Source organism: Streptomyces sp. ATCC 21386, assembly GCF_018728545.1.
Taxonomy (GTDB): domain Bacteria; phylum Actinomycetota; class Actinomycetes; order Streptomycetales; family Streptomycetaceae; genus Streptomyces.
On the sequence record NZ_JAAVVL010000001.1, the window covers coordinates 6,496,184 to 6,517,649 of the forward strand.

Annotated in this window: 17 protein-coding genes and 1 riboswitch; of the genes, 5 read left to right on the forward strand and 12 right to left on the reverse strand. The window is 70.7% G+C overall.

Translation table 11 applies throughout. The annotated features are described in order from the left end of the window. Positions 1-57: 57 nt before the first annotated feature. Positions 58-1,548 (reverse strand): APC family permease, encoded by a 1,491-nt coding sequence (locus tag GWK25_RS27895; RefSeq protein ID WP_215454079.1) that lies wholly within the window; start codon positions 1,546-1,548, stop codon positions 58-60. 369 nt (positions 1,549-1,917) lie between these two features. Here GWK25_RS27895 and GWK25_RS27900 point away from each other — a divergent pair, with 369 nt between their 5' ends. The 4 genes from GWK25_RS27900 (at position 1,918) to GWK25_RS27915 (ending at position 6,129) form a co-directional block, all read left to right on the forward strand. Continuing rightward, entirely contained in the window at positions 1,918-2,904 is a 987-nt protein-coding gene (locus GWK25_RS27900) for a helix-turn-helix domain-containing protein (protein ID WP_215454080.1), read from the forward strand. Positions 2,905-3,086: 182 nt separating this feature from the next. Beyond that, a complete protein-coding gene (locus GWK25_RS27905) occupies positions 3,087-5,015 on the forward strand; it encodes a primary-amine oxidase (RefSeq protein ID WP_215454081.1) in 1,929 nt (642 codons plus the stop codon). Further along, entirely contained in the window at positions 5,008-5,493 is a 486-nt protein-coding gene (locus tag GWK25_RS27910; RefSeq protein WP_215454083.1) for a hypothetical protein, read from the forward strand. The genes GWK25_RS27905 and GWK25_RS27910 overlap by 8 nt, the downstream gene beginning before the upstream one ends. Before the next feature lie 51 nt (positions 5,494-5,544). Next, the gene (locus tag GWK25_RS27915) at positions 5,545-6,129 is read left to right on the forward strand and encodes a TetR/AcrR family transcriptional regulator (RefSeq protein ID WP_215454085.1); all 585 of its coding nucleotides are present in this window, start codon (positions 5,545-5,547) and stop codon (positions 6,127-6,129) included. 351 nt (positions 6,130-6,480) lie between these two features. Here GWK25_RS27915 and GWK25_RS27920 read toward each other — a convergent pair whose 3' ends face one another. From GWK25_RS27920 to GWK25_RS27930, 3 genes are all read right to left on the reverse strand, one after another. After that, the gene (locus GWK25_RS27920; protein WP_215457633.1) at positions 6,481-7,266 is read right to left on the reverse strand and encodes an SGNH/GDSL hydrolase family protein; all 786 of its coding nucleotides are present in this window, start codon (positions 7,264-7,266) and stop codon (positions 6,481-6,483) included. A 333-nt stretch (positions 7,267-7,599) separates the two neighbouring features. Further along, positions 7,600-8,634: a M23 family metallopeptidase gene (locus tag GWK25_RS27925; RefSeq protein ID WP_215454086.1), complete on the reverse strand. Its 1,035-nt coding sequence runs from the start codon at positions 8,632-8,634 to the stop codon at positions 7,600-7,602. A 4-nt stretch (positions 8,635-8,638) separates the two neighbouring features. Then, a riboswitch (cyclic di-AMP (ydaO/yuaA leader) is annotated at positions 8,639-8,797 on the reverse strand. Positions 8,798-9,099: 302 nt separating this feature from the next. Next, a complete protein-coding gene (locus tag GWK25_RS27930; RefSeq protein WP_215454087.1) occupies positions 9,100-11,175 on the reverse strand; it encodes an alpha-galactosidase in 2,076 nt (691 codons plus the stop codon). Between the two features lie 256 nt (positions 11,176-11,431). Between GWK25_RS27930 and GWK25_RS27935 the strand changes: the two genes are divergently transcribed. Beyond that, positions 11,432-12,229: a tyrosine-protein phosphatase gene (locus tag GWK25_RS27935; protein ID WP_215454088.1), complete on the forward strand. Its 798-nt coding sequence runs from the start codon at positions 11,432-11,434 to the stop codon at positions 12,227-12,229. A gap of 26 nt (positions 12,230-12,255) precedes the next feature. Here the strand turns inward: GWK25_RS27935 and GWK25_RS27940 are convergent, their stop codons facing one another. The 8 genes from GWK25_RS27940 to shc all read right to left on the reverse strand — a co-directional run bounded on the left by GWK25_RS27940 (position 12,256) and on the right by shc (position 21,380). Beyond that, complete coding sequence (locus GWK25_RS27940; protein WP_184902031.1) at positions 12,256-12,378, reverse strand: DUF6126 family protein; 123 nt, start codon at positions 12,376-12,378, stop codon at positions 12,256-12,258. Then, entirely contained in the window at positions 12,375-13,007 is a 633-nt protein-coding gene (locus GWK25_RS27945; protein WP_215454089.1) for a helix-turn-helix domain-containing protein, read from the reverse strand. Before GWK25_RS27945 ends, GWK25_RS27940 begins: the two co-directional genes overlap by 4 nt. Before the next feature lie 115 nt (positions 13,008-13,122). Further along, complete coding sequence (locus GWK25_RS27950) at positions 13,123-14,532, reverse strand: aspartate aminotransferase family protein (RefSeq protein WP_215454090.1); 1,410 nt, start codon at positions 14,530-14,532, stop codon at positions 13,123-13,125. Then, the gene (dxs, locus tag GWK25_RS27955) at positions 14,529-16,502 is read right to left on the reverse strand and encodes a 1-deoxy-D-xylulose-5-phosphate synthase (RefSeq protein WP_215454091.1); all 1,974 of its coding nucleotides are present in this window, start codon (positions 16,500-16,502) and stop codon (positions 14,529-14,531) included. Before dxs ends, GWK25_RS27950 begins: the two co-directional genes overlap by 4 nt. A gap of 40 nt (positions 16,503-16,542) precedes the next feature. Next, entirely contained in the window at positions 16,543-17,700 is a 1,158-nt protein-coding gene (gene ispG / locus GWK25_RS27960) for a flavodoxin-dependent (E)-4-hydroxy-3-methylbut-2-enyl-diphosphate synthase (protein WP_215454092.1), read from the reverse strand. A 4-nt stretch (positions 17,701-17,704) separates the two neighbouring features. Beyond that, positions 17,705-18,736: an adenosyl-hopene transferase HpnH gene (gene hpnH / locus GWK25_RS27965; protein WP_215454094.1), complete on the reverse strand. Its 1,032-nt coding sequence runs from the start codon at positions 18,734-18,736 to the stop codon at positions 17,705-17,707. Between the two features lie 5 nt (positions 18,737-18,741). After that, positions 18,742-19,386 carry a 1-hydroxy-2-methyl-2-butenyl 4-diphosphate reductase gene (locus GWK25_RS27970; RefSeq protein WP_215454095.1) on the reverse strand — a complete coding sequence of 215 codons (645 nt, stop codon included), beginning with the start codon at positions 19,384-19,386 and terminating at the stop codon, positions 18,742-18,744. After that, positions 19,386-21,380, reverse strand: a complete 1,995-nt coding sequence (shc, locus tag GWK25_RS27975) for a squalene--hopene cyclase (protein ID WP_215454096.1) — start codon at positions 21,378-21,380, stop codon at positions 19,386-19,388. Before shc ends, GWK25_RS27970 begins: the two co-directional genes overlap by 1 nt. Between the last annotated feature and the right edge of the window lie 86 nt (positions 21,381-21,466).

Sequence of the window (21,466 nt, forward strand, 5' to 3'; positions counted from 1 at the left end):
CGGCACGGCGAGAAGGGGCGGTCTCCAGGAGACCGCCCCTTTCGGGTGCCGGAGTCCTCACAGGGACGAGGGCACCTCGGGCGGCGCCGGCTCCGTCTCCCGCCCGTCCGTCCGGCGCCCGCCGCCGAGACGGCCGCCCCGCACGGCACCCAGGACGAGCCCGCCGACGAACACCAGCAGGACACCCAGCTCCAGAAGCAGGGCGGTGCCGCCGGAGGCGCTGATCAGGGTGGGGAAGTTGGCGATGGCCATGACCATGACGCCGAGCAGCAGCAGGACCGAGAGGCTCGGCGCGATCAGTGTGTGCCAGGGGCGGGTGTCCAGGCGGGTCCGCCGGAAGAAGGTCACGACGGAGAGCGAGGTGAGGATGTACAGCACCAGCAGCGACAGCACCGCCACTCCCCCGCCCCAGGTGAGCAGGGTGACGACCGGATCGGCGCCGGCCACGGCGAACGGCACGACCATGCAGAGGGCGAGGACGGTCTGCGTCAGTCCGGCGATGTGGGGCGCCCCGTGCCGGTTGGTGTGCGACAGCCGTGCGGGCAGGACGCCGGTGGAGCCGAGCGAGTGGAGGTAGCGGTTGATCGCGTTGTGGAACGCGAGGATGCCCGCGAGGAGTGACGAGGCGAGCAGGACGGCCATGGTGTCGGTGGCCCACGGGCCGAGGGTGTCGGTCACGGGCGCCAGGACCACCGAGGTGGCGTCGCCGTCGCGCAGGGCGGCGCGTGCCACGTCCTGCACCCTGTCCGCGCCGTGGTGGCTGACGACCATCCAGGAGACGAAGCTGAAGAACACCGAGATGACGACGACGGAGAGGTAGGTGGCCCTCGGCACGGTGCGGGTGGGGTTCCTGGCCTCCTCCGCGTAGATGGCCGCGGACTCGAAGCCGATCATCGAGGCGATGGCGAAGGTCAGGGCCACGCCGGGCGCCCCGGCGAGGAACGCGGACGGCGCGAAGCTACCGGTGAGGTTCAGCCCTTGGGGGCCTCCGCCGGTGACGAACTCGTGGATCGCGAACGCCACGAGCAGGGAGCTCTCGGCGACGACGAGGAACGCCAGCAGCTTGGCGCCGAGTTCGATGTTGAGCGAGCCCAGGATCTGCACGAGGGCCATCGTCGCCACCGCCCAGAGCCACCAGGGCAGAGCGATGGAGAGGTACTGCACGGCCAGGCCCTTGACGACGACGCCGTACAGGCCGTACATGCCCGCCTGGGTGGCGCCGTAGCAGAGCAGGGCGGTCTGGGAGGCGCCGACTCCGACGGTCCCGCCGAGCCCGCGTGTCACATAGGTGTAGAAGGCTCCCGCGTCCGTGACGTGCCGGCTCATCGTGATGAACCCGACGGCGAAGACGGCGATGACGGCACCGACGACGAGGTACGCGGCGGGCGCCCCGCCGCCGTTGCCGAGGCCGAGCGGCACCGGCAGGGTGCCGACGATGCCGGTGAGGGGGGCCTGCGCGGACAGGACGAAGAAGAGGATGCCGGTTACACCGACCGCACCACGGCGTAGGTGCGTGCGGTGTCCCGCATCGCGTGGCTGCTGGGACAAGGGGACTCCTTGATCAGTACGGAGCGCGCCGGCGGGGAACACGGCACGGGACCCGGACAGGGGACGCCGCAGGGAAAGGGGGCGTCAGGCTGAGGACGGGCGCGTTCGCGCCGGGACCGTGTCGGATCCTGGTGACCGCCGTCCGGATGTGATGGGGGACACTGTCCTGCCATCGGGCCGTGGGAGGGTGCGCGGCCGTGCACGCGCTTTCGCCACTGCATGCACGGAGCGGAACCGAGGGGGTACGGACAGCGCTCCGTCGGCCCGCCCGGCTCCGCCGGTCCGCCCCGGGCGGACGGGAACGATCTTCCGGTCAAGGGGAGTTGCCGATACGGTGGCGGAGCAGCAACGACCGGATGGAGCGCGTCCATGCGAACCGTCGTGACGACCGAGCAGGTCTCCCCGGACGAGCGGTTCGACTTCTGGGTCGAGGAGATGGCCCGTCTGATGGTCGCGCCGCTGGACACCACGCGGACGGCCACCGATGTCTTCCACGGCACGGCCGCCACCGGCCGGGTCGGCGCGCTGCGGCTGAGTGCGCTGAGCGCGGGACCGCTGCGGGTGCGGCGTACCGAGTCGTCGGCCGCGCGCCACGAGGAGGACTTCTACAAGCTGGCCCTCCAGGTCTCGGGCTCCGCGGTGATCGAGCAGGACGGCGTGCGGAGCCGGCTCGCACCGGGTGACCTGGCGCTGTGCGACACCTCGCGCGCGTACGGCTTCACGTACGAGAGCCCCTTCAGCACGGTGCTGGTGCTGGTGCCGCGCCCGCTGATCCCGCTGCGACCGGAGACCCTGCGTGCGGTGACGGGCCGGCGGATGGCTCCGGACCAGGGGGTGGGCGCGGTCGTGGCGCCGTTCCTGCGGTCGCTGACCGAGCAGAGCGCTCACTGTGCGGGGCCCGAGGTGTCGCGGCTGGCGGACGGAGCGGTGTCCCTGGTCACGGCGCTGCTGTGCGAGCGGCTCAACCGGGCTGCGCCGGTGGCACCCCATCTGGCGACCATGCTGCGCATCCGCGACTACATCGAGCGCCATCTCGCCGACCCTGACCTCACACCGGACGTGATCGCCGGGGCGCACGGCATCTCGCGGCGCTATCTCTTCAAGCTGTTCGCGCAGGAGGAGACGACGGTCGCCGGCTGGATCCGCACCCGGCGGCTGGAGCAGTGCGCCCGTGACCTCTCCGACCCGGCGACCCGGGACCAGCCGGTGGCCGCTATCGCCGCCCGCTGGGGACTCCTCGACGGCCGTCACTTCGCCCGCGTCTTCAAGGCGGTCTACGGCGAGACCCCGCGGGACTACCGGCGACGGGCCGGACGGGGTCAGGCGCCGGTGCGGCCCGCGCGCCTGGGCGGCTGACGGTGCCGCGTCGCCCCGGTTCCGCCGCTCAGTGCACTGCGAGGTGGCGTTCCGTGCACGGGCTCGGCTGAGCACGGTGCTCCGGGCGGGAAAGCCCCTGCCGGGCTCTGGACGGGACACGGGCCACGCGTTTTTCATCTACGCACGTTGAAAAAACGGCGGCCTCCCCCGGAAGGAACGCGATGACCTCCCCTGCCCCTCACCCCCTCGCACCGCTCACCCCGAGTGAGATCACCGCGGCCCGCGCGATCCTCGCCGAAGCCGGCCTGCTGACCGACACCAGCCGCTTCGCGTACCTCGGCCTGGAAGAGCCGGAGAAGGACCTCCTGATGGCGCACGCCCCGGGCGATCCCGTCGACCGTCGTGTGCGGGTCATGCTGCACGACACGGCGGGGGCGCCCGCGCATGACGTCGTGCTCTCGCTGACCCGCCGCACGATCGACTCCGACCACCCGCTCGATGCCGTCAAGGACGGGCAACTCCCCATCCTGGAGGAGGAGTTCGATCTGATCGAGGAGATCGTGGCCGCCGACGAGGGATGGCGGGCGGCCCTCGCCCGGCGCGGCCTCGACGGGGCGCTGGTACGGGTCGCCCCGCTCTCCGCGGGGGTGTACGCGGACGAATACCCCGAGGAGGCCGGACGCCGTGTCCTGCGGGGCCTCGCCTTCGTCCAGAAGAACCCGGAGGACTATGCCTGGGGGAATCCGGTCGACGGTCTCGTCGTCTACGTCGACGTGCTGAACAAGGCCGTCGACCGGATCATCGACCTCGACCCGGTGCCGCTGCCCGATGTGTCCGTCGACTTCGGCGACCCGGCGGTCACCGGCCGCCGCACCAGCCAGAAGCCCATCGAGATCACCCAGCCCGAGGGGCCGAGCTTCACCCTCGACGGCAACCTCCTGGAGTGGGAGAACTGGTCCCTGCGGATCGGCTTCGACGCCCGCGAGGGCCTGGTCCTCCACCAGATCGCTTTCCACGACGGCGACAAGGGGCGCGACCGTCCCGTCATCCACCGCGCCTCAATCGCCGAGATGGTCGTCCCCTACGCCGACCCGTCGCCGGTGCGCTCCTGGCAGAACTACTTCGACACCGGTGAGTTCCTGATCGGCCGCATGGCGAACGCCCTCGAACTGGGCTGTGACTGCCTGGGCGACATCACCTACCTGGACGCCGTCATCGCCGACGACACGGGCGCGCCGCGCACCCTGCGCAACGCGATCTGTCTGCACGAGGAGGACCACGGCATCCTCTGGAAGCACACCGACCTGTGGACCGGCCGCGCGGAGACCCGCCGTCAGCGCCGGATGGTGCTCTCCTTCTTCACCACCATCGGCAACTACGACTACGGCTTCTACTGGTACCTCTACCTCGACGGCGCCATCGAGTTCGAGGCGAAGGCCACCGGCATCGTCTTCCCCTCCGCCTACCCCGGCCCCGGCCACCCGTACGCCTCCGAGATCGCCCCGGGGCTCGGCGCCCCGTACCACCAGCACCTGTTCTGCGCCCGCCTGGACATGGCCGTCGACGGCCCGGCGAACCGGGTGGAGGAGATCGACGCCGTCCGGGTACCGATGGGACCGGACAACCCGCGGGGCAACGCGTTCACCTTCCGGCACACACCGCTGCGCACCGAGTCGGAGGCCCAGCGGGACGCCGACCCCGCCGTCGGCCGGGTGTGGCACATCTCGAACCCCGAGTCTCTCAACGCCCTGGGCACGCCCGTCGGGTACACCCTCCACCCGGAGGGCAGGCCGACCCTGCTCGCCGACCCGGGCTCGTCCATCGCCGCCCGCGCGACCTTCGCCACCCGGCATCTGTGGGTCACCGCCTACGATCCCGGCGAGCGCTACCCCGCCGGCGACTTCGTCAACCAGCATCCCGGCGGCGCGGGCCTGCCCGCCTACACGGCCGCGGACCGTTCCCTCGACGGCCGGTCGCTCGTCGTGTGGCACACCTTCGGCCTCACGCACGCCCCCCGCCCGGAGGACTGGCCGATCATGCCCGTCGACCGCACGGGCTTCAAGCTCACCCCGACGGGCTTCTTCGACCGCAACCCGACACTGGACGTCCCACCGGCCGCAGCCGTCTCCCACGGCTGCTGCGATGCATGAACTGCTTGCGGTGGCCGGTCTGGCGGCGGCGGTGGTCTGCCTGGCCGGTCATCTGCCAGGGCCGGTGCACGGTTGGGGGCCGCACGCCGCCGTCACGGTGGTGATGGCCGTGATGGTCCTGCCGGGCGAGCGGTCGGGCGGGGCGGCGCTCGCCGGTACCGCCGCCGTCGCGGCGGCCGCCGTGTGGCGGCTGTGCGCGGGGTGCCCGGGGCGCGGCAGAGCCGCCGAGACGGCCGACCTCGCGGCAATGGCACTGCTGACGGCGGCGCTGCCGTGGGGAACGGCCGTGCCGCACCACGGAACCGGTGCCGGAACGGGGGCCGGCGGGCTCGCGCTGCTCGTGGCCGCCTGCTGGGCGGTGACGCGGACGGGAACCGTGATGTTCTCTCAACTACGCGGTGGACACGGCCCGTCGGCGCGACGGCAGGACGCGGCGGCGGTCCTCATGGTCGCGGCGATGACCGCCATGGCATGGTGAAGCGGCACAGGCGGGCGCCGGTCCCGTCGGAGGAAGGGAGTCGGCGGGCTCATGCCGAAGATCGTCGACCATGACGCGCGCCGTCGTGAGATCGTCACGGCGGTGTGGGCGTTGATCGCCCGCGAGGGGCTCGACGCGGTCACGATGCGCGATCTCGCCGCCGAGGCGGGGTACGCCAACGGGGCCCTCGCCCCGTACTTCCGCGGCAAGGACGACATCCTGCTGGCGGCCTTCCAGTACGCGGTCGAGAGCACCGACGTGCGTGCCGCGCGGGCCATCGGCGACACCACCGGGCTCGTGGCGCTGCGCCGACTGTGCCACGAGATCATGCCGCTGGACGAGACACGGCTTCTGGAGGCCCGGGTCGTCGTCGCGTTCTGGGGCCGCGCCCTGCACGACCCGCGGATGGCGACCGTCCACGTCACCGCCGTGCACCGGTGGCGGCAGCGGATGACCGACTGTCTGGCCGAGGCCAGGGCGGCCGGCGAGATCCGGGGCGCCGCGCCGGACGAGCGGAGCGCCGACGCGCTGCTCGCGGTGCTGGCCGGTTTCCAGGTCAACGCGCTGCTCGTACCGCACACCGCGACGCCGGACCACCAACGGGCCGCCCTCGACAGCCTGCTGGCGTCCTTCTAGCGCCACGAAGGCCGCCCATTCATCTCATGAACCCGGATCATGAACCCGAAGGTCCGCCCGGGACCTGCATGTGGGGGCGTTCCTCGCCACCACCGCCCTGCGCGAGCGCGGCATCATTTCCGAGGATCGCCCGACGCGGCCAACCTCACGGCCCGAGCCTGGGCACAGTCCGGCAAGCAAGACGGAGAGGTATACGAGAGGAACCGGTGGTTGAGGCCTCCTGGGGGGTGTTCTGAAAGTCCTGTGCGGTGCCCGCACCGAACACCGCTCCTTGACGGGCGAACGTTGCCTGCCGCGGCACCAGGTTTCTCAGGCCACCGCTCGTCCCTCAAGCCACGAACTCGGCCGCCCTCAAGCCACCGTCTCGATCCGCAACCTGATGTCGTCCGGCGACAGCTGCCCCTTCGCCGTCACATGGTCCCCGGAGGACTCCCCCCGCAGCCGCCGGCCGATCCACGGCACCAGATACTCCCGCGCCCACTGGATGTTGTCCCGCCGCATCTCCAGCGTCCCGCGCGGCGGCAACGGCGGCCACGGCTGATCGGGATCCGCCGGAACCTCGACCCCCAGCACCTGCCCTGCCCGCAGAGCGACCCGCGTGTGGCCCTCCGGGGAGAGATGCAGCCGGTCCAGGTCCCAGGCCCGCCGGTCCTGCACCGTCTTCAGCGACCACAGGTCCAGCACGGGGCACCCGTACCGGTCGGCGATGGCCCGGACATGCAGGTTGTACGTGGCGATCTTGCCCCGCAGATGCTTCAGCACCGGCACGTCACGGGTGTCGAACCCGGTCGTCACCATGACCGTGCCGACGGCCGAGGTGAGCCTGACGACCGCCCGCTCGAACCGCTCCGCGACCTCGTCGGGATCGGTGCCCGGCCGGATGATGTCGTTGCCGCCCGCGCAGAAGGAGATCAGATCGGGGGCGAGTTCCAGCGCCCTCGGCACCTGGTCCTCCACGATCTGGTCGAGGAGCTTCCCCCGCACGGCCAGGTTGGTGTAGTCGAAGTCGCCCTCGGGCAACCGGTCCGCGAGAAGCACCGCGAAACGGTCGGCCCAGCCGACGAACCGCCCGTCGGGCCCGGGATCGCCGACGCCCTCGGTGAAGCTGTCCCCCAGCGCCACGTACGACCCGATCATTGCTCTGCTGCCCTTCGAATCGTCTGTCACATCGGGCCATGATTCACCTTCGGATGTGACCTACGCGACCGTAACAAGGGCTTGACGGACGGTGAGATAGACCACGTGTCAAGTGTCGGTCAACCCGGAATACCCGGGCCCCGTCAGTGGAGCCTCCACACCCCGAAGCCCTCGAACCGGAAGTCACTCCACTCCACCACCGCACAACACGGTGATCATGAAGCCGCCACGGCCCAAACCGCACGCGACGGTCGCACGCCCGCAGCCCCCGGGGAACGCCGAAGGCCGGACCCCGGTCAGGGGGTCCGGCCTTCGGCGGGCGCGGCGGCGGGATCAGATGCCGACGCCCTTCGAACGGAGGTACGCCAGCGGGTCGATGTCCGAGCCGTAGTTCGGGCTGGTGCGCATCTCGAAGTGGAGGTGCGGTCCGGTGACGTTGCCGGTCGCGCCCGAGAGGCCGATCTGCTGGCCGCCGCTCACGGCCTGGCCGGCGGAGACGGAGATCGAGGACAGGTGGGCGTACTGGGCGTAGTAGCCGTCGGCGAGCCTGATGACGACCTGGTTGCCGTACGCGCCGCCCCAGCCGGCCGAGACGACGGTGCCCGCGCCCACGGCCTTGAGGCTGGTCCCGGTCGGGGCCACGAAGTCGACACCCGTGTGGTAGCCGCTGGACCACATGCTGCCGGCGGTCTTGTACGCGGTACCGACGGTCGCGCTCAGGATGGGCCGGCTGAAGCCGGAGGCGTTGGACGTCGAGGACTGGCCGCTCCCCGTGGAGGTCGACGCCTGAGTGTCCTTCGACTCCTGCTTCGCCGCACCCGAGGACTTCGAGGACTCGGCGGGCTTGGAGGACTCGGCGGGCTTCGAGGACTCGGCGGGCTTCGAGGACTGCGACAGCTGCGGCTTGGAGGAGGAGCGCGACGTCTCGCTCGACGCGGCCCGCTCACCGATGGTGAGCTTCAGCCCCGGGTGGATGAGCGAGGGGTCGGAGCCGACCGCCTCGCGGTTGTCCGAGTACAGCCGCTTCCAGCCCCCCTCGACGTCCTGCTCGTCCGCGATCTTCGCAAGGTAGTCGCCGACCTTGACCGAGTAGGTCTTGGGAGCCGCCTTCTTGGTGGCGGTTCTCTCCGCCTGCGCGGCCTTCTCGGCCTGCTCGATCCGCGCGCCCGCCTCGGCCGCGGCTTTCTCGGCGGCGATCGTGGTCGCCTTCTCGGAGACACCGGAGACGGTGCCGCTCGGGGTCGCGGCGTGGGCGCCTGCGGCCCCGATCAACGGCAGCGCGAGCGCCGCGCCACCGGTCCCGGCGGCGGCGATCGAGCGGGTGAAGCGCTGGGACTTCGGACGGCGGTGCTTACCCTTCGCGGGCATGACGAATTCCTCTCCGGCGCCTGCGAGGTGAGCTGTCGGGTGCGGACTGGAGATGTCCGGCCGTGTTTGCGCACGGCTTTACCCCTAGCCGTTCCGGAGACCGGAACAGGCGGTGATTCCTGTGGGTCCCCCGCTCCTGCCGTGGATCGGGTCGGTACGCGGCTCCGGTCGGCGGCAGGATTGGGCGTCCGTCCGGATTGACGCCGAACGTAAGCGACTTGTGCCCACAGAAACAACCATGGGGACTTTCTGTGCGTCTTCCTCCCTGATCCTTACTTCAATCCGCCATCACGCTCCGTCAATGAACGGTCTAGCGCGTATTCCAACCTCCCTGGAAATCAGCGCGAATTACGTGGACATGACGGCAACGGAACGTCACGAATATGACGCTGCTCACGCGCTTACGGCCCAGTAGGCTTTATTCCGGGGCTTGTTGGAATTACAGCTCCATTTCGGACAGATCGCTCAAGTGCGACGCAGGCGGATAACCTTCGCATCGAAGTCGCCACGCAGCCCCGTCGGCAATCCATGGTGCGTCAGCACGGCACCTCGGTACGTTTCGCCCGTTTCGCGGCACTCGTACGTCGCCGCCGGGTCCAGCCCGCGCAGCCGGAGCGGGGCGAGCGGCTCTCCGTAGTGCTGGGCCTGGAGCAGCGCGAGGACGACCACCTCGTCATCCTGGACGTACTCCACGGCGCTCAGCCCTCCCGTCGGCGGCCGCAGTCGGTACAGGTCGCCCCGCTGCACGACCGGCCGGATCTCCTTGTACAGCTCCACCCACTCCCGGGCCTCGGCGAGCTCCGCCTCGCTCCACTCCGTGAGGTCGCCGCCCACGCCGAGCACACCCGCCATCGCGCTGACGAACCGGAACCGCAGCGAGCTGACCCGCCCGTTGAGCTGGTTGTTCGGGCTGTCGGTGACCCACGCGGCCATGCTCCGGGCGGGATGGATCTGGCTGAAGCCGTGCTGGATGGCGAGCCGGTCGAGCGGGTCGGTGTTGTCGGAGGTCCACACCTGGTCCGTCCGCGCCAGGACCCCGAGGTCGATCCGGCCGCCGCCACCCGAGCACGACTCGAACGCGACCCCCGGGTGCGCGGCCCGCAGCCGGTCCAGCAGGGCGTAGAAGGCGTGCACGTGCTCCACCCACAGCTTCTGCGGATAGGGCTCGCCGGGCCAGCCGGCGTCGGTGAAGCAGCGGTTGAAGTCCCACTTCACATAGTCGATCGGGGCGCTGGACAGGAGGGTGTCGAGCCGCTCCCAGAGGTATTCCTGGACGTCCTCGCGCGCGAGATTGAGTACGAGTTGATTACGCAGTTCCGTCCGCTTTCGCCCCGGTTGGAACTGTGCCCACTCGGGGTGCGCCCGGTACAGCTCACTGTCCGGGTTGACCATTTCCGGCTCGACCCAGATGCCGAACTGCATCCCGAGGGCGTGCACCTGCTCGGCGAGCGGCCCCAGCCCCTTCGGGAAACGGTCCGGATTGGGGGTCCAGTCGCCGAGGCCGGCCCGGTCGCTGGTCCGCGCCCCGAACCAGCCGTCGTCCACGACGAACAGCTCGACCCCGATCGCCGCGGCCCGCCGTGCGAGCGCCCCCTGCTGCTCCTCGGAGATGTCGAACTCCGTGGCCTCCCAGGAATTGAAGAGCACCGGCCGGTCCCGGTCCGCGTCCGGGATGACATACGCCCGCTGGTACGCGTGCCAGGCGCGGCTCGCCCCGCCGAAGCCGGAGTCGCTCCACAGGCCGGCGAAGACGGGCGTGGTGAACGTACCGCCCGTCTCCAACAGCAGCAGTCCGGACTCGTCGTAGCCGGCGCCGCCGGTGATCTGCACGCGGGCGTCCGGAAGTTGGGCCACAGCGATCCGCCAGGAACCCGACCAGCCGAGGGCACAGCCGTAGACCTCGCCGCGCTCCTCGGTGGCGTCGGTGTCGAGGGCGACCCAGGGCAGGTGCTGGTGCCCGGTGTGTCCGCGCCGGCTGCCGAGGACCTTCTCGCCGTAGGTGAGGTCGGCGCGCACGAGCCGGGACTCGGCCGCCCACCGCCCGTGCAGCTGGGAGAGACGCCAGGTGTCCTCCTCACGCCGGGGCAGCGTCCAGGTCGCCGAGTCGGCCCGCAGCAGCTCCGCCGCCGGGCCCTCGTTGACGAGGGTCACCCAGCGCTCGACCACGTCGTCGCGCATCCGGTAGTGCAGGGTGATCCGGAGTCCGTCGTCGGTGAAGCGCAGCCGCAGCTCGTCGCCGTCGGCCTCGTACTCCTGGAAGGTCCACTCGGTGCCGCGCCGCTTGTCCGTGCGCACGGAGAGCGCGGGGCGGGTGAAGCGAGGTCCGCCCTCGACGGGGTACTCCTCGTGTCCGTCGACCGGGGCCTCGAAGGGCCGGTACGGCAGCCGCTGCCGCGCGGCCAGCTCCTCGGCGTCCGCGAGGGTGATCGGGGGACCCCAGTGCAGGTGCAGCAACTCGTCGTTCTCGGTGAGCCGCAGGGCATAGCTGCTCCCTGGTCCGCTGAGAAGCCAGGTCCGGCCGTCAGTTCCGATGTCCAACATCAAGCCCTCACAGATTCGAACAGGTGCGATCGGGTTCCGACATCATCGCAGGTCGCCGCGGGCGCTCGACGGCGCCTGTGGACAAACGCCGAGACGTCGGCGCAGCGGCCTGTGGACAACCCCTCGGGGCTCCCGCGCGCGGCTGTGGACAACTCATTGCTGTACGCACCCATGTCGTATCGTCGAGTGCGCGCCTCGATGCCGAGTGCGCGGCCGTCGGCGGCCCGCGCGGACGGCCGGATGGGAGGGAGCCCCAGTGACGCAGCAGATCCCGTCGACCGAGCCCGAACTGACCGGAGTGCGCAATTTCCGCGATGTGGGCGGTCTGCCGACCGTGGACGGCCGTCGGGTGCGTCACGGGGTGCTGTTCCGTAGCGGCCACCTGGCGCACGCGACCGACGAGGACGCCGCGTTCCTGGCCTCCCTGGGCCTGCACACGGTCTTCGACTTCCGTAACGCGGCCGATCAGAAGCTGGAGGGCCCGGACGTCGAGCTGCCCGGCGTCCTCAATGTGAACCTGCCGCTGAGCGACCCGGCGGACGGTGCCGAGTTCTGGAAGATGGTCCGCGACGGTGACCTGGACCAGCTGCGGGAGCTGCTGGACGACGGCAAGGCGGCCGGCCGGATGATCGCCTCCTACCGGCGGATCATCAAGGACCGCACGGCCGAGCACTCCCGGGTGCTGCACGCGCTGGCCGAGGACAGCGTGCCCGCGCTGATGCACTGCGCGGCGGGCAAGGACCGCGCGGGCCTCTCCGTCGCCATCACACTGCTCGCGCTCGGTGTGGAACGCGAGGCCATCGTCGCCGACTACCTGGAGTCGAACGCCAAGCACCGCCGCTACAAGGTGCACCGCAGCAGCAGCGCCGCGAGCGCCTACTCCCCCGAGGTCATGCAGCTGCTGAGCCCGCTCTTCGACGCCCGCGCCGAGTACCTCCAGGCGGCCCTCGACACCGTCGAGGAGACCTGGGGGGACGTGGACACGTATCTGGAGCAGGGCCTTGAGGTCACCCCGGAGATCCGGGAGCGACTGCGCGAGCGCCTGCTCGACTAGGGCCTTGGCCCGCGGCCGGTGACTAGCTACTGGTTGGCGCCCACCTCGAACAGCAGATAGATGAAGGCCGCGAAGACATGGCCGACCGCGATGTAGATGATGAGCCGCACCCACAGGGCGCGGGGGAACTTCTCTTCCAGGTCGCTCATGGCGTCTCTCCGGAGATGGTCGGCCCGAGGCACAGCGCGGCGGTCGGGCTCTGCAGAAGGGTGTGGACGAACAGGAGGTCGGCGCCGTCGTGGTCGGCGGCGGCGATGCGGTGCGGGGTCAGCGAGTCGAAGTGCGCGCTGTCCCCCGGCTCCAGCAGATGCGCGGTGTCCCCGAGGCGCAGCCGCAGCCGCCCCTTGAGGACGTACAGCCACTCCTCGCCGGGATGCACCCGCACGATGTCGCCCTGCGAGCCGTGCGGCACATGGACACGCAACGCCTGCATCCCCCGCCCGGACGCGCCCGCCTGCCAGTACGTCCAGCCACCGGCCCGGGTGGGCTCCATGCCGGACGCCCGCACCACGGCGTCCCTTTCGGCGACGGTCTCGCCGAGCAGTTCGGAGACGGTCGTACCGTAGACGCGGGCCAGCGCGAGCAGCATCGGCAGTGAGGGCTGGCGCTGTCCGGTCTCCAGCCGGGAGAGGTGAGCGGGTGACAGCCCGGCGGCGCGGGCGGCGGCCTCCAGGGTGAGGGCGGCCCGGCGGCGCAGGCCCCGCAGCTGCGGGGCGACGGCGGGCAGTTCCGTGTCGACCGGGGGCTCGGTAGGGTGCGTACCCTCGGAGGGGCTCATGCCCTCCATTCAGCCGCAGCTTTGCCTCTGCGGCAAATTTCTTGCCTCAGAGGCAAACCCCGGGAGGACCGCACACCCGCCGCCCCAGTCCCCCAGCGCCCCAGTTCCCAGCGGTTCAGCGGTTGGCGACCGCCTGCTTCACCAGTGTCCTGCCGAAGTCCCACATCAGGCCGCCCCCGTTGTGCGCGTCGTCCATCACCTCCGTGAAGGCGGCGACGAACCGGTCCACCTCCCGTTCCCCGATGATCAGCGGCGGGATCAGCTTGATCACCTCCAGGTGATCGCCCGAGACCTGGGTGAGGATGCGGTGCCGTCGCAGCAGCGGTACGACGACCATCTGGGCGAAGAGGCCCTTGCGGGCCGCCTGGAGCATGGTCCAGCGGCCGCGCAGCTTGAGCGAGCTGGGCCTGCCGAACTCGATGCCGATCATCAGACCGCGACCGCGTACGTCGCTGAGCAACTCGTACTTGTCGACCAGGGCCGTGAGCCTGTTCTTCAGCCGTTCCCCCGTGGCCCGGGCGTTGGCCACGATCCGCTCGTTCTCCATGACCGAGAGGACGGCGAGCCCGGCGGCCATGGCCTGGGCGTTGGAGCCGAAGCTCGCGGAGTGGACGAGGACCCGGTCCATCGACGAGTAGACCTTCTTGAAGATCCAGTCCTTGGCGAGGGTCGCGCCGACGGGGACATAGCCGCCGGAGAGCGCCTTGGCCACACAGACCAGGTCGGGTTCGACGCCGTCCTCGTGCTGGTAGGCGTAGAAGTCCCCGGTGCGGCCGAGCCCGGTCTGCACCTCGTCGACGATCAGCAGCGCCTTGTGCCGGTGCAGCAGTTCCTGGGCGGCGCGCAGATAGCCGGGCGGCGCCTCGTAGACACCTTTGCCCTGGATGGGCTCGACGACGAGGGCGGCGACATCGCCCTTGCGCACCTCCCTCTCCAGCGCGTCGAGATCACCGAGCGGTACGGCCGTGTCGGGGAGCAGCGGTGCGAAGCCGTCCCGGAAGCCGTCCTCGCCGTTGACGGAGAGCGAGCCGGTGGTGAGTCCGTGGAAGGCGTGCTCGCAGTAGAGGACACGGGGTCTGCCGGTGGCGTACCGGGCGAACTTCAGCGCGGTCTCGACGGCCTCCGTGCCGCTGTTGCCGAAGAACACCCGGTCCAGGTGCGGGCTGTGGGTGAGCAGTCTCTCGGCGAGCAGGCCGGGCAGCGGCTGGCAGTCGAAGCGGGTCAGGTCGGCGAGCCCCGCATCGAGCACGTCGTGCAGGGCCTTGCGGACCACGGGGTGGTGACGGCCGAGCCCCATCACCCCGAACCCGGCGAGCATGTCGAGGTGGTCGGCCCCGTCCGCGTCCCAGAAGTACGCGCCCTCGGCCCGCTCGTAGACCTTGTCGAAGCCGATGGTGTGCAGCATGCGCGGGAGTTGGTGGTTGAGGTACCGGGCGTGGAGTTCGTAGCGCTCGGCGCCGCGCTCGGCGAGGAGTGCGCCGAGGTCGAACTCCTCGGTGCCCGGCACTGGTTCGAGGGTGGTCATTCCGGTTTCTCCTCGGCGGGTTCGGCCTTCGGCGGGGCGTGCTCGGCGAAGTCGTCCCGGGCGGCCAGCGACGCGCTGATCCGGCCGGCGATCTCGACCGGCGTCAGCCCTATGTCCGCCAGTACCTCCGCGCGTTTGGCGTGCGGGAGGAACTGCTCCGGGATGCCGAACCGCCGTACGGGTACGTCGACCTCGGCGTCCCCCAGGGCGAGGGCGACCGCCGAACCGACGCCGGCGGCCCGGCTGTTGTCCTCCACCACCGCCACCAGGCGGTGCTCGTCGGCGAGCCACGGCAGCGCGGGATCGACGGGCTTGACCCAGCGCGGGTCGACGACGGTGCAGCCGATGCCCCGTGTCCGGAGCAGTTCGGCGGCCTGGAGACACACCGACGCCATCACACCGACGGCGACGAGCAGCACCTGCGGGCGCGCCGAGGACTCGGCGGCCCCCTCGGACGGGGAGCGGCTCTCCCCGGACGGGGAGCGGTACAGCACGTCCATGCCGCCCACCCGTTCCAGGGACGGGATCTCGGGCCCCACCGACTCCTTCGGGAACCGGATCAGGGTGGGGGCGTCGTCCACGGCCACCGCTTCCCGCAGCTGTGCGCGCAGTTGCCCGGCGTCGCGGGGCGCGGCGATCCGCAGCCCGGGTACGACCTGGAGGACGGACATGTCCCACATGCCGTTGTGCGACGCGCCGTCCACGCCGGTCACCCCGGCCCGGTCCAGGACGAAGGTGACCCCGCACCGGTGCAGGGCCACGTCCATCAGCAGTTGGTCGAAGGCCCGGTTGAGGAAGGTCGCGTAGACGGCCACCACCGGGTGCAGCCCGCCCGTCGCCAGTCCGGCGGCCGAGACGGCGGCGTGCTGCTCGGCGATGCCGACGTCCCACACCCGGTCGGGGAACTTCTCCGCGAACCTGCCGAGGCCCACCGGGTGCAGCATGGCGGCCGTGATCGCCACGACATCCTCGCGCTCGTCCCCGATCCGCACGATCTCGTCGCCGAAGACCGACGTCCAGGACGGCCCCCCGGCGGGGGTCAGCGGTTCGCAGGTCAGCGGGTCCATCACGCCGACGGTGTGGAAGTGGTCCTCCTCGTTCGCGAGGGCGGGCTCGTAGCCGCGGCCCTTCTGCGTCAGGCAGTGCACCAGGACGGGCCCGTGGAAGCGTTTGGCGCGGCGCAGCGCGGACTCGACCGCCCTGATGTCGTGTCCGTCGATCGGTCCGACGTACTTGAGGCCCAGGTCCTCGAACATGCCCTGCGGCGCGAACGCGTCCTTGAAGCCCTTCTTCGCCCCGTGCAGCGCCTCGTAGACCTCCCTGCCGACGAGGGGGGTGCGCAGCAGGACGTCCTTGCCCCAGGCGAGGAACTGCTCGTAGCCGTCGGTGGTGCGCAGGGTCGCGAGGTGGTTGGCGAGGCCGCCGATGGTGGGTGAGTAGGAGCGTTCGTTGTCGTTGACGACGATGATGAGCGGCCGGTCCTTGGCGGCGGCGATGTTGTTGAGTGCCTCCCAGGCCATACCGCCGGTCAGGGCGCCGTCGCCGATGACCGCGACGACATGCCCCTCCTCCCCCCGCACCTGGCGGGCCTTGGCGAGGCCGTCCGCCCACCCGAGGGCGGTGGAGGCGTGGCTGTTCTCGACGATGTCGTGCTCGGACTCCTCGCGCGAGGGGTATCCGGACAGGCCCCCCTTGCCGCGCAGCTTGGAAAAGTCCTGACGGCCCGTCAGTAGCTTGTGCACATAGCTCTGGTGGCCGGTGTCCCAGACGATGCGGTCCACGGGCGAGTCGAAGACCCGGTGAAGGGCGACGGACAGTTCCACCACCCCCAGGTTGGGCCCCAGGTGACCCCCGGTCCTGGCGACCGCGTGCACCAGGAACTCCCTGATCTCGTCGGCCAGTTCCCCGAGTTCCGCCTCGGTCAGCGCCTTCAGGTCGCGCGGTTGCCGGATGCTCTCCAGAATCGTCACGTCGGGCCCCCTCTCGGTCCGTGCTCTTCAGCCCGTGTCGTCAACTCACGGTGACCGCCGGTTCCCCCGACGCGACGCCGTCCTTCTCCATCTGCTCGGCGATCTTCATCGCCTCGTCGATGAGGGTCTCCACGATCTTCGACTCGGGCACGGTCTTGATGACCTCGCCCTTGACGAAGATCTGCCCCTTGCCGTTGCCGGAGGCGACCCCCAGGTCCGCCTCCCGCGCCTCCCCGGGTCCGTTGACGACGCAGCCCATGACCGCGACCCGCAACGGGACCTCCATACCTTCCAGACCTGCGGTGACCTCGTCCGCCAGCCGGTACACATCGACCTGTGCCCGCCCGCACGAGGGGCACGAGACGATCTCCAGCCGTCGTTGCCGCAGGTTCAGCGACTCCAGGATCTGGATGCCGACCTTGATCTCCTCGACCGGCGGGGCGCTCAGCGAGACCCGGATGGTGTCGCCGATCCCCTCGCTGAGCAGCGCCCCGAAGGCGACGGCGGACTTGACGGTCCCCTGGAAGGCGGGACCGGCCTCGGTCACGCCCAGGTGCAGGGGATAGTCGCACCGGGCGGCCAGCTGGCGGTACGCCTCGATCATCACGACGGGGTCGTTGTGCTTGACCGAGATCTTGATGTCCCGGAAGTCGTGCTCCTCGAACAGCGACGCCTCCCACAGCGCGGACTCCACCAGCGCCTCGGGCGTGGCCCTGCCGTACTTCTGGAGCAGCCTCCGGTCGAGCGAGCCCGCGTTGACCCCGATCCGGATCGGGGTGTCGTGGTCCTTCGCCGCCCGCGCGATCTCCTTGACCTTGTCGTCGAACTGCTTGATGTTGCCGGGGTTCACCCGTACCGCCGCGCAGCCGGCCTCGATCGCCGCGAAGACGTACTTCGGCTGGAAGTGGATGTCCGCGATCACGGGGATCTGCGACTTGCGGGCGATGGTGGCGAGGGCGTCCGCGTCGTCCTGTGTGGGACAGGCGACCCGGACGATCTGGCAGCCGGACGCGGTGAGTTCCGCGATCTGCTGCAGGGTGGCGCCGACGTCCGAGGTACGGGTCGTCGTCATCGACTGCACCGACACCGGTGCCCCGCCCCCGACGGCCACCGGGCCGACCTGGATCCCCCGCGAGAGACGGCGTTCCGCGATCGGCCGGACGGGCAACTCAGGGATGCCCAGCGACACTGCGGTCATCCCGTCACCCCTGGTTCGCGTGGTTCGAGGAGACGGTCTCGCGCAGGGCGCGCAGGGATTCCTTCAGCGATCCCATGGTGGCGAGGACGGCGGTCGGTTCGTAGCCGCAGTGCGCCATGCAGTTGGCGCAACGCGGGTCCTTGCCCCGGCCGTACGCGTCCCAGTCGGTGTCCTCGATCAGCTCCCGGTACGTCGTGACGTACCCGTCGCTCATCAGGTAGCAGGGACGCTGCCAGCCGAAGAGCGAGTAGTTGGGGATGGCCCACGCCGTGCACGGGAAGTCGACCTTGCCCTCCAGGAAGTCGAGGAACAGGGGCGAGTGGTTGAGCCGCCAGCGCCGCCGGTTGCCGCCGGAGAAGGCCTTCTTGAACAGTTCGCGGGTCTGCTCGACGCCGAGGAAGTGCTCCTGGTCGGGGGCCTTCTCGTAGGCGTAGGCGGGCGAGATCATCATCTCGTCGACCTTGAGGTCGTCGTTGAGGAAGTTCAGGACCTCGATGACGGTCTGCGGGGTGTCGGTGTTGAAGAACGTGGAGTTGGTGGTCACCCGGAAGCCGCGTCGCTTGGCCTCCTTGATGGCGGCCCCGGCCTCGTCGAACACTCCCTCCTTCGCCACGGACTCGTCGTGCCGCTCCCGCAGCCCGTCGATGTGCACCGCGAACGCGAAGTACGGCGAGGGCTTGAACTGGTCCATCTTCTTGCGCATGAGCAGGGCGTTGGTGCACAGGAAGACGTACTTCCGCCTTGCCACCAACTGACGCACGATCTCATCGATCTTCGGGTGCATCAGGGGCTCGCCACCGGCGATCGACACCATCGGCGCACCGGACTCCAGAACGGCGCCCACGGCCTGCGCCACCGGCATGCGCTGCTTCAGCACACCCGCCGGGTGCTGGATCTTGCCGCAGCCCTCGCACTTCAGATTGCAGGCGTAGAGCGGTTCCAGCTCGACGATCAGCGGGAACTTGTCCCGCTTGCGGAGCTTCTGTTCGGCGAGATACGTCGCCACCTTGATGGACTGGCGGAGCGGCATGGCCATCTGGCTCACCTCCTGGGGAGCAGCAAGGAACGGTGCCATTCGTAGTAAGCGGGGAGTACGGCACGAAGGACGCGGAAAGCTGATATTCCACCGCGTACCGTGCCGATCCGGACCAGTTCATGTTCTGGAGCGTCCACGACCACCCGGACGGCCGCAACCGGGCGTGCGCCCGATCTCAGGGCGCGATGGAGCGTGACCGCGGATTCCATGTCGACCGCGATCGCGCCGGTCGCGAACAGGTCCGACCGCTCCTGCCCCCGTACGACGTGGTCCGATCCGGTGAGCGGGCCGGTGTGGATCGTGCGCCCCGGCACGGCCCTCGCCAGCTCCTCGACCAGCAGTTCGGTGCCCACACAGGGGGTGACGGCGCCGTCGGGGCCACGGGTCTCCTCGGCGACGACCAGATCGCCGGGGTGCATGCCCGGGGCGAGCCCGGCGCAGAACCCGGTGGCCAGGACCGCCGCGTCGCGCAGCTCGGGGGCGGCGAGCAGCCGGGCGACGGACCGCTCGGCGGCCCTCGGCCCCATGCCGGTGCGCAGGACGGTGACCGGACCCCCGGCGCCGCCCCGGTCGCCGCTGCGCAGGGCGAGGTGCTCGATGCCGAGCGCGCAGGCGATCAGCAGCGGGACCGGGGCGGCGGGCGCGTCCATCAGCGGCCCTGGGCTGTGAGGACCGCCGGTTCGCCGTGGACGTACCGGCCGAGCGCGGTGAGCGGGAAGACCTGCCGGTAGAGGTGGTAGTTGATCGAGAAGTCCCAGGGGAAGCCGGTGCCGGTGAAGTACGGCTCGTCCCAGGAGCCGTCCTCCCCCTGGGTCCGGGCCAGCCACTCGACGCCGCGTTCGGTGGACTTGGCGTCCCGCTCCCCCGCCGCCAGCAGCGCGAGCAGCGCCCACGCGGTCTGGGAAGCGGTGGAGGCGCCCTTGCCGCCCCACTCGGCGGGGTCGGGGTAGGAGCGCAGGTCCTCGCCCCAGCCGCCGTCGTCGTTCTGCACCGTCTCCAGCCAGGCCACGGCCCGGCGGATCGCGGGGTGCGCGGCGGGCAGCCCGGCGCTCACCAGCGCGGGGACCACCGAGCCGGTGCCGTACACGTAGTTGACGCCCCAGCGCCCGAACCACGCGCCGTTCGGCTCCTGTTCGGCGAGCAGCCACTCGATGGCGCGCCGGGTGCCCGGGGCGTGGGACAGGCCCTCGACCGCGAGCATCTCCACCACGTGCGCCGTGACGTCGGCGGACGGCGGGTCGATGACCTCGCCGAAGTCGCAGAACGGCAGCCGGTTGGGGACCGGGCTGGTGTTGTCGACGTCGAAAGCGCCCCAGGCCCCGTTGCGCGACTGCATGCCGACGGTCCAGCGCACCCCCCGCCGGACGGCCTTGTCCACGCGCTCCGGGTCGGGGTGGGCGACCCGGCGCAGCGCGAGGACGACCTCGGCGGTGTCGTCGATGTCGGGGTAGTTGTCGTTGTGGAACTCGAAGGCCCAACCGCCCGGCGGGAGTTGGGGACGCTTCACCGCCCAGTCGCCGGGGCGGACGATCTCCTCCCCGAGCATCCAGTCGGCGGCTCTGACGAGTTGGGGGTGGTCGGCGGGCAGGCCCGCGTCGGCGAGCGCGATGGTGGCGAGGCAGGTGTCCCACACCGGCGACTGGCAGGCCTCGATCATCCGGGCCCCGTCCTCACGCCACACGGCGAACCGGTCGAGCGACTCCAACCCGGCACGCATCACGGGGTGGTGGAGGTCGTAGCCGAGCAGGTGCAGCGCGATCAGCGAGTACACGGCCGGCGGCTGGATGCCGCCCCAGCAGCCGTCGTTCTCCTGCCGTTCGACGATCCAGCGGGCCGCGCTGTTCATCGCGGCCTTGCGCAGCCGCTTCAGCGCCACCTTGTGATAGCCGTGCAGCAGCTTGTCGAGCCGCTGGAACGCTCCTTCCCAACTGCCCATCGGATCAAGGGGCGTGGGCGGGTTGGGGCGCCCGGGGTCGGTGTGCAGCTCGTCCAGCGGGAAGGGCGCGGGCCGCACCGGACGCTTCGCCGAGACCACCGTCAGCGGCACGATCGTCTGCCTCGCCCAGCAGCCGAAGTCGTAGATGTTGAGCGGCATCCACTTCGGGAACCAGATGATCTCCGGCGGCATCTCCGGCAGGTCGTCCCACTTCCACCAGCCGAACAGTGCCAGCCAGATGCGGGTGAAGACCCGGGCGGCGGCGATCCCGCCCCGCTCGCGGATCCACGCGGAGGCCCTCGCCATGTGCGGCGCGCCGGGGTCGTCCCCGGCCAGTCTCAGCGCGACGTACGCCTCGACGGTGGCGGAGAGGTCGGGCGGGCCACCGTAGAAGGTGGCCCAGGTTCCGTCCGGTCGCTGCTCGCCTCTGATGAACAGGGCGGCCGCGTGGGTGGTCTTCTCGTCGCGGATGCCGAGGAACTGACGGAGCAGCAGGTCCTCGGCGTCCATGGTGACGTTGGTCTCCAGGTCGCCCTTCCACCAGCCCTGGTCGTCCTGCAGGGAGAGGAGGAAGTCGGTGGAGCGCCGTACGGCGCGCGCGGCGGCGTCCCGGGCCCCTGCCGCCGGCGTGGTGTCGTGGTCGGTGTCGCTGGCCGAGGGGGCTCGGGGCGGCAGTGCCCCGGTGCTTCCGTCGGTCGTCGCTGTCATGGCTTCCCCTTCGTGCAGTGGACGGATCTCTCTGCGGTGGGTCAGCCGTCGGCCGGTGCGTGTCCGGTGACGGGGCACCGGCCGGC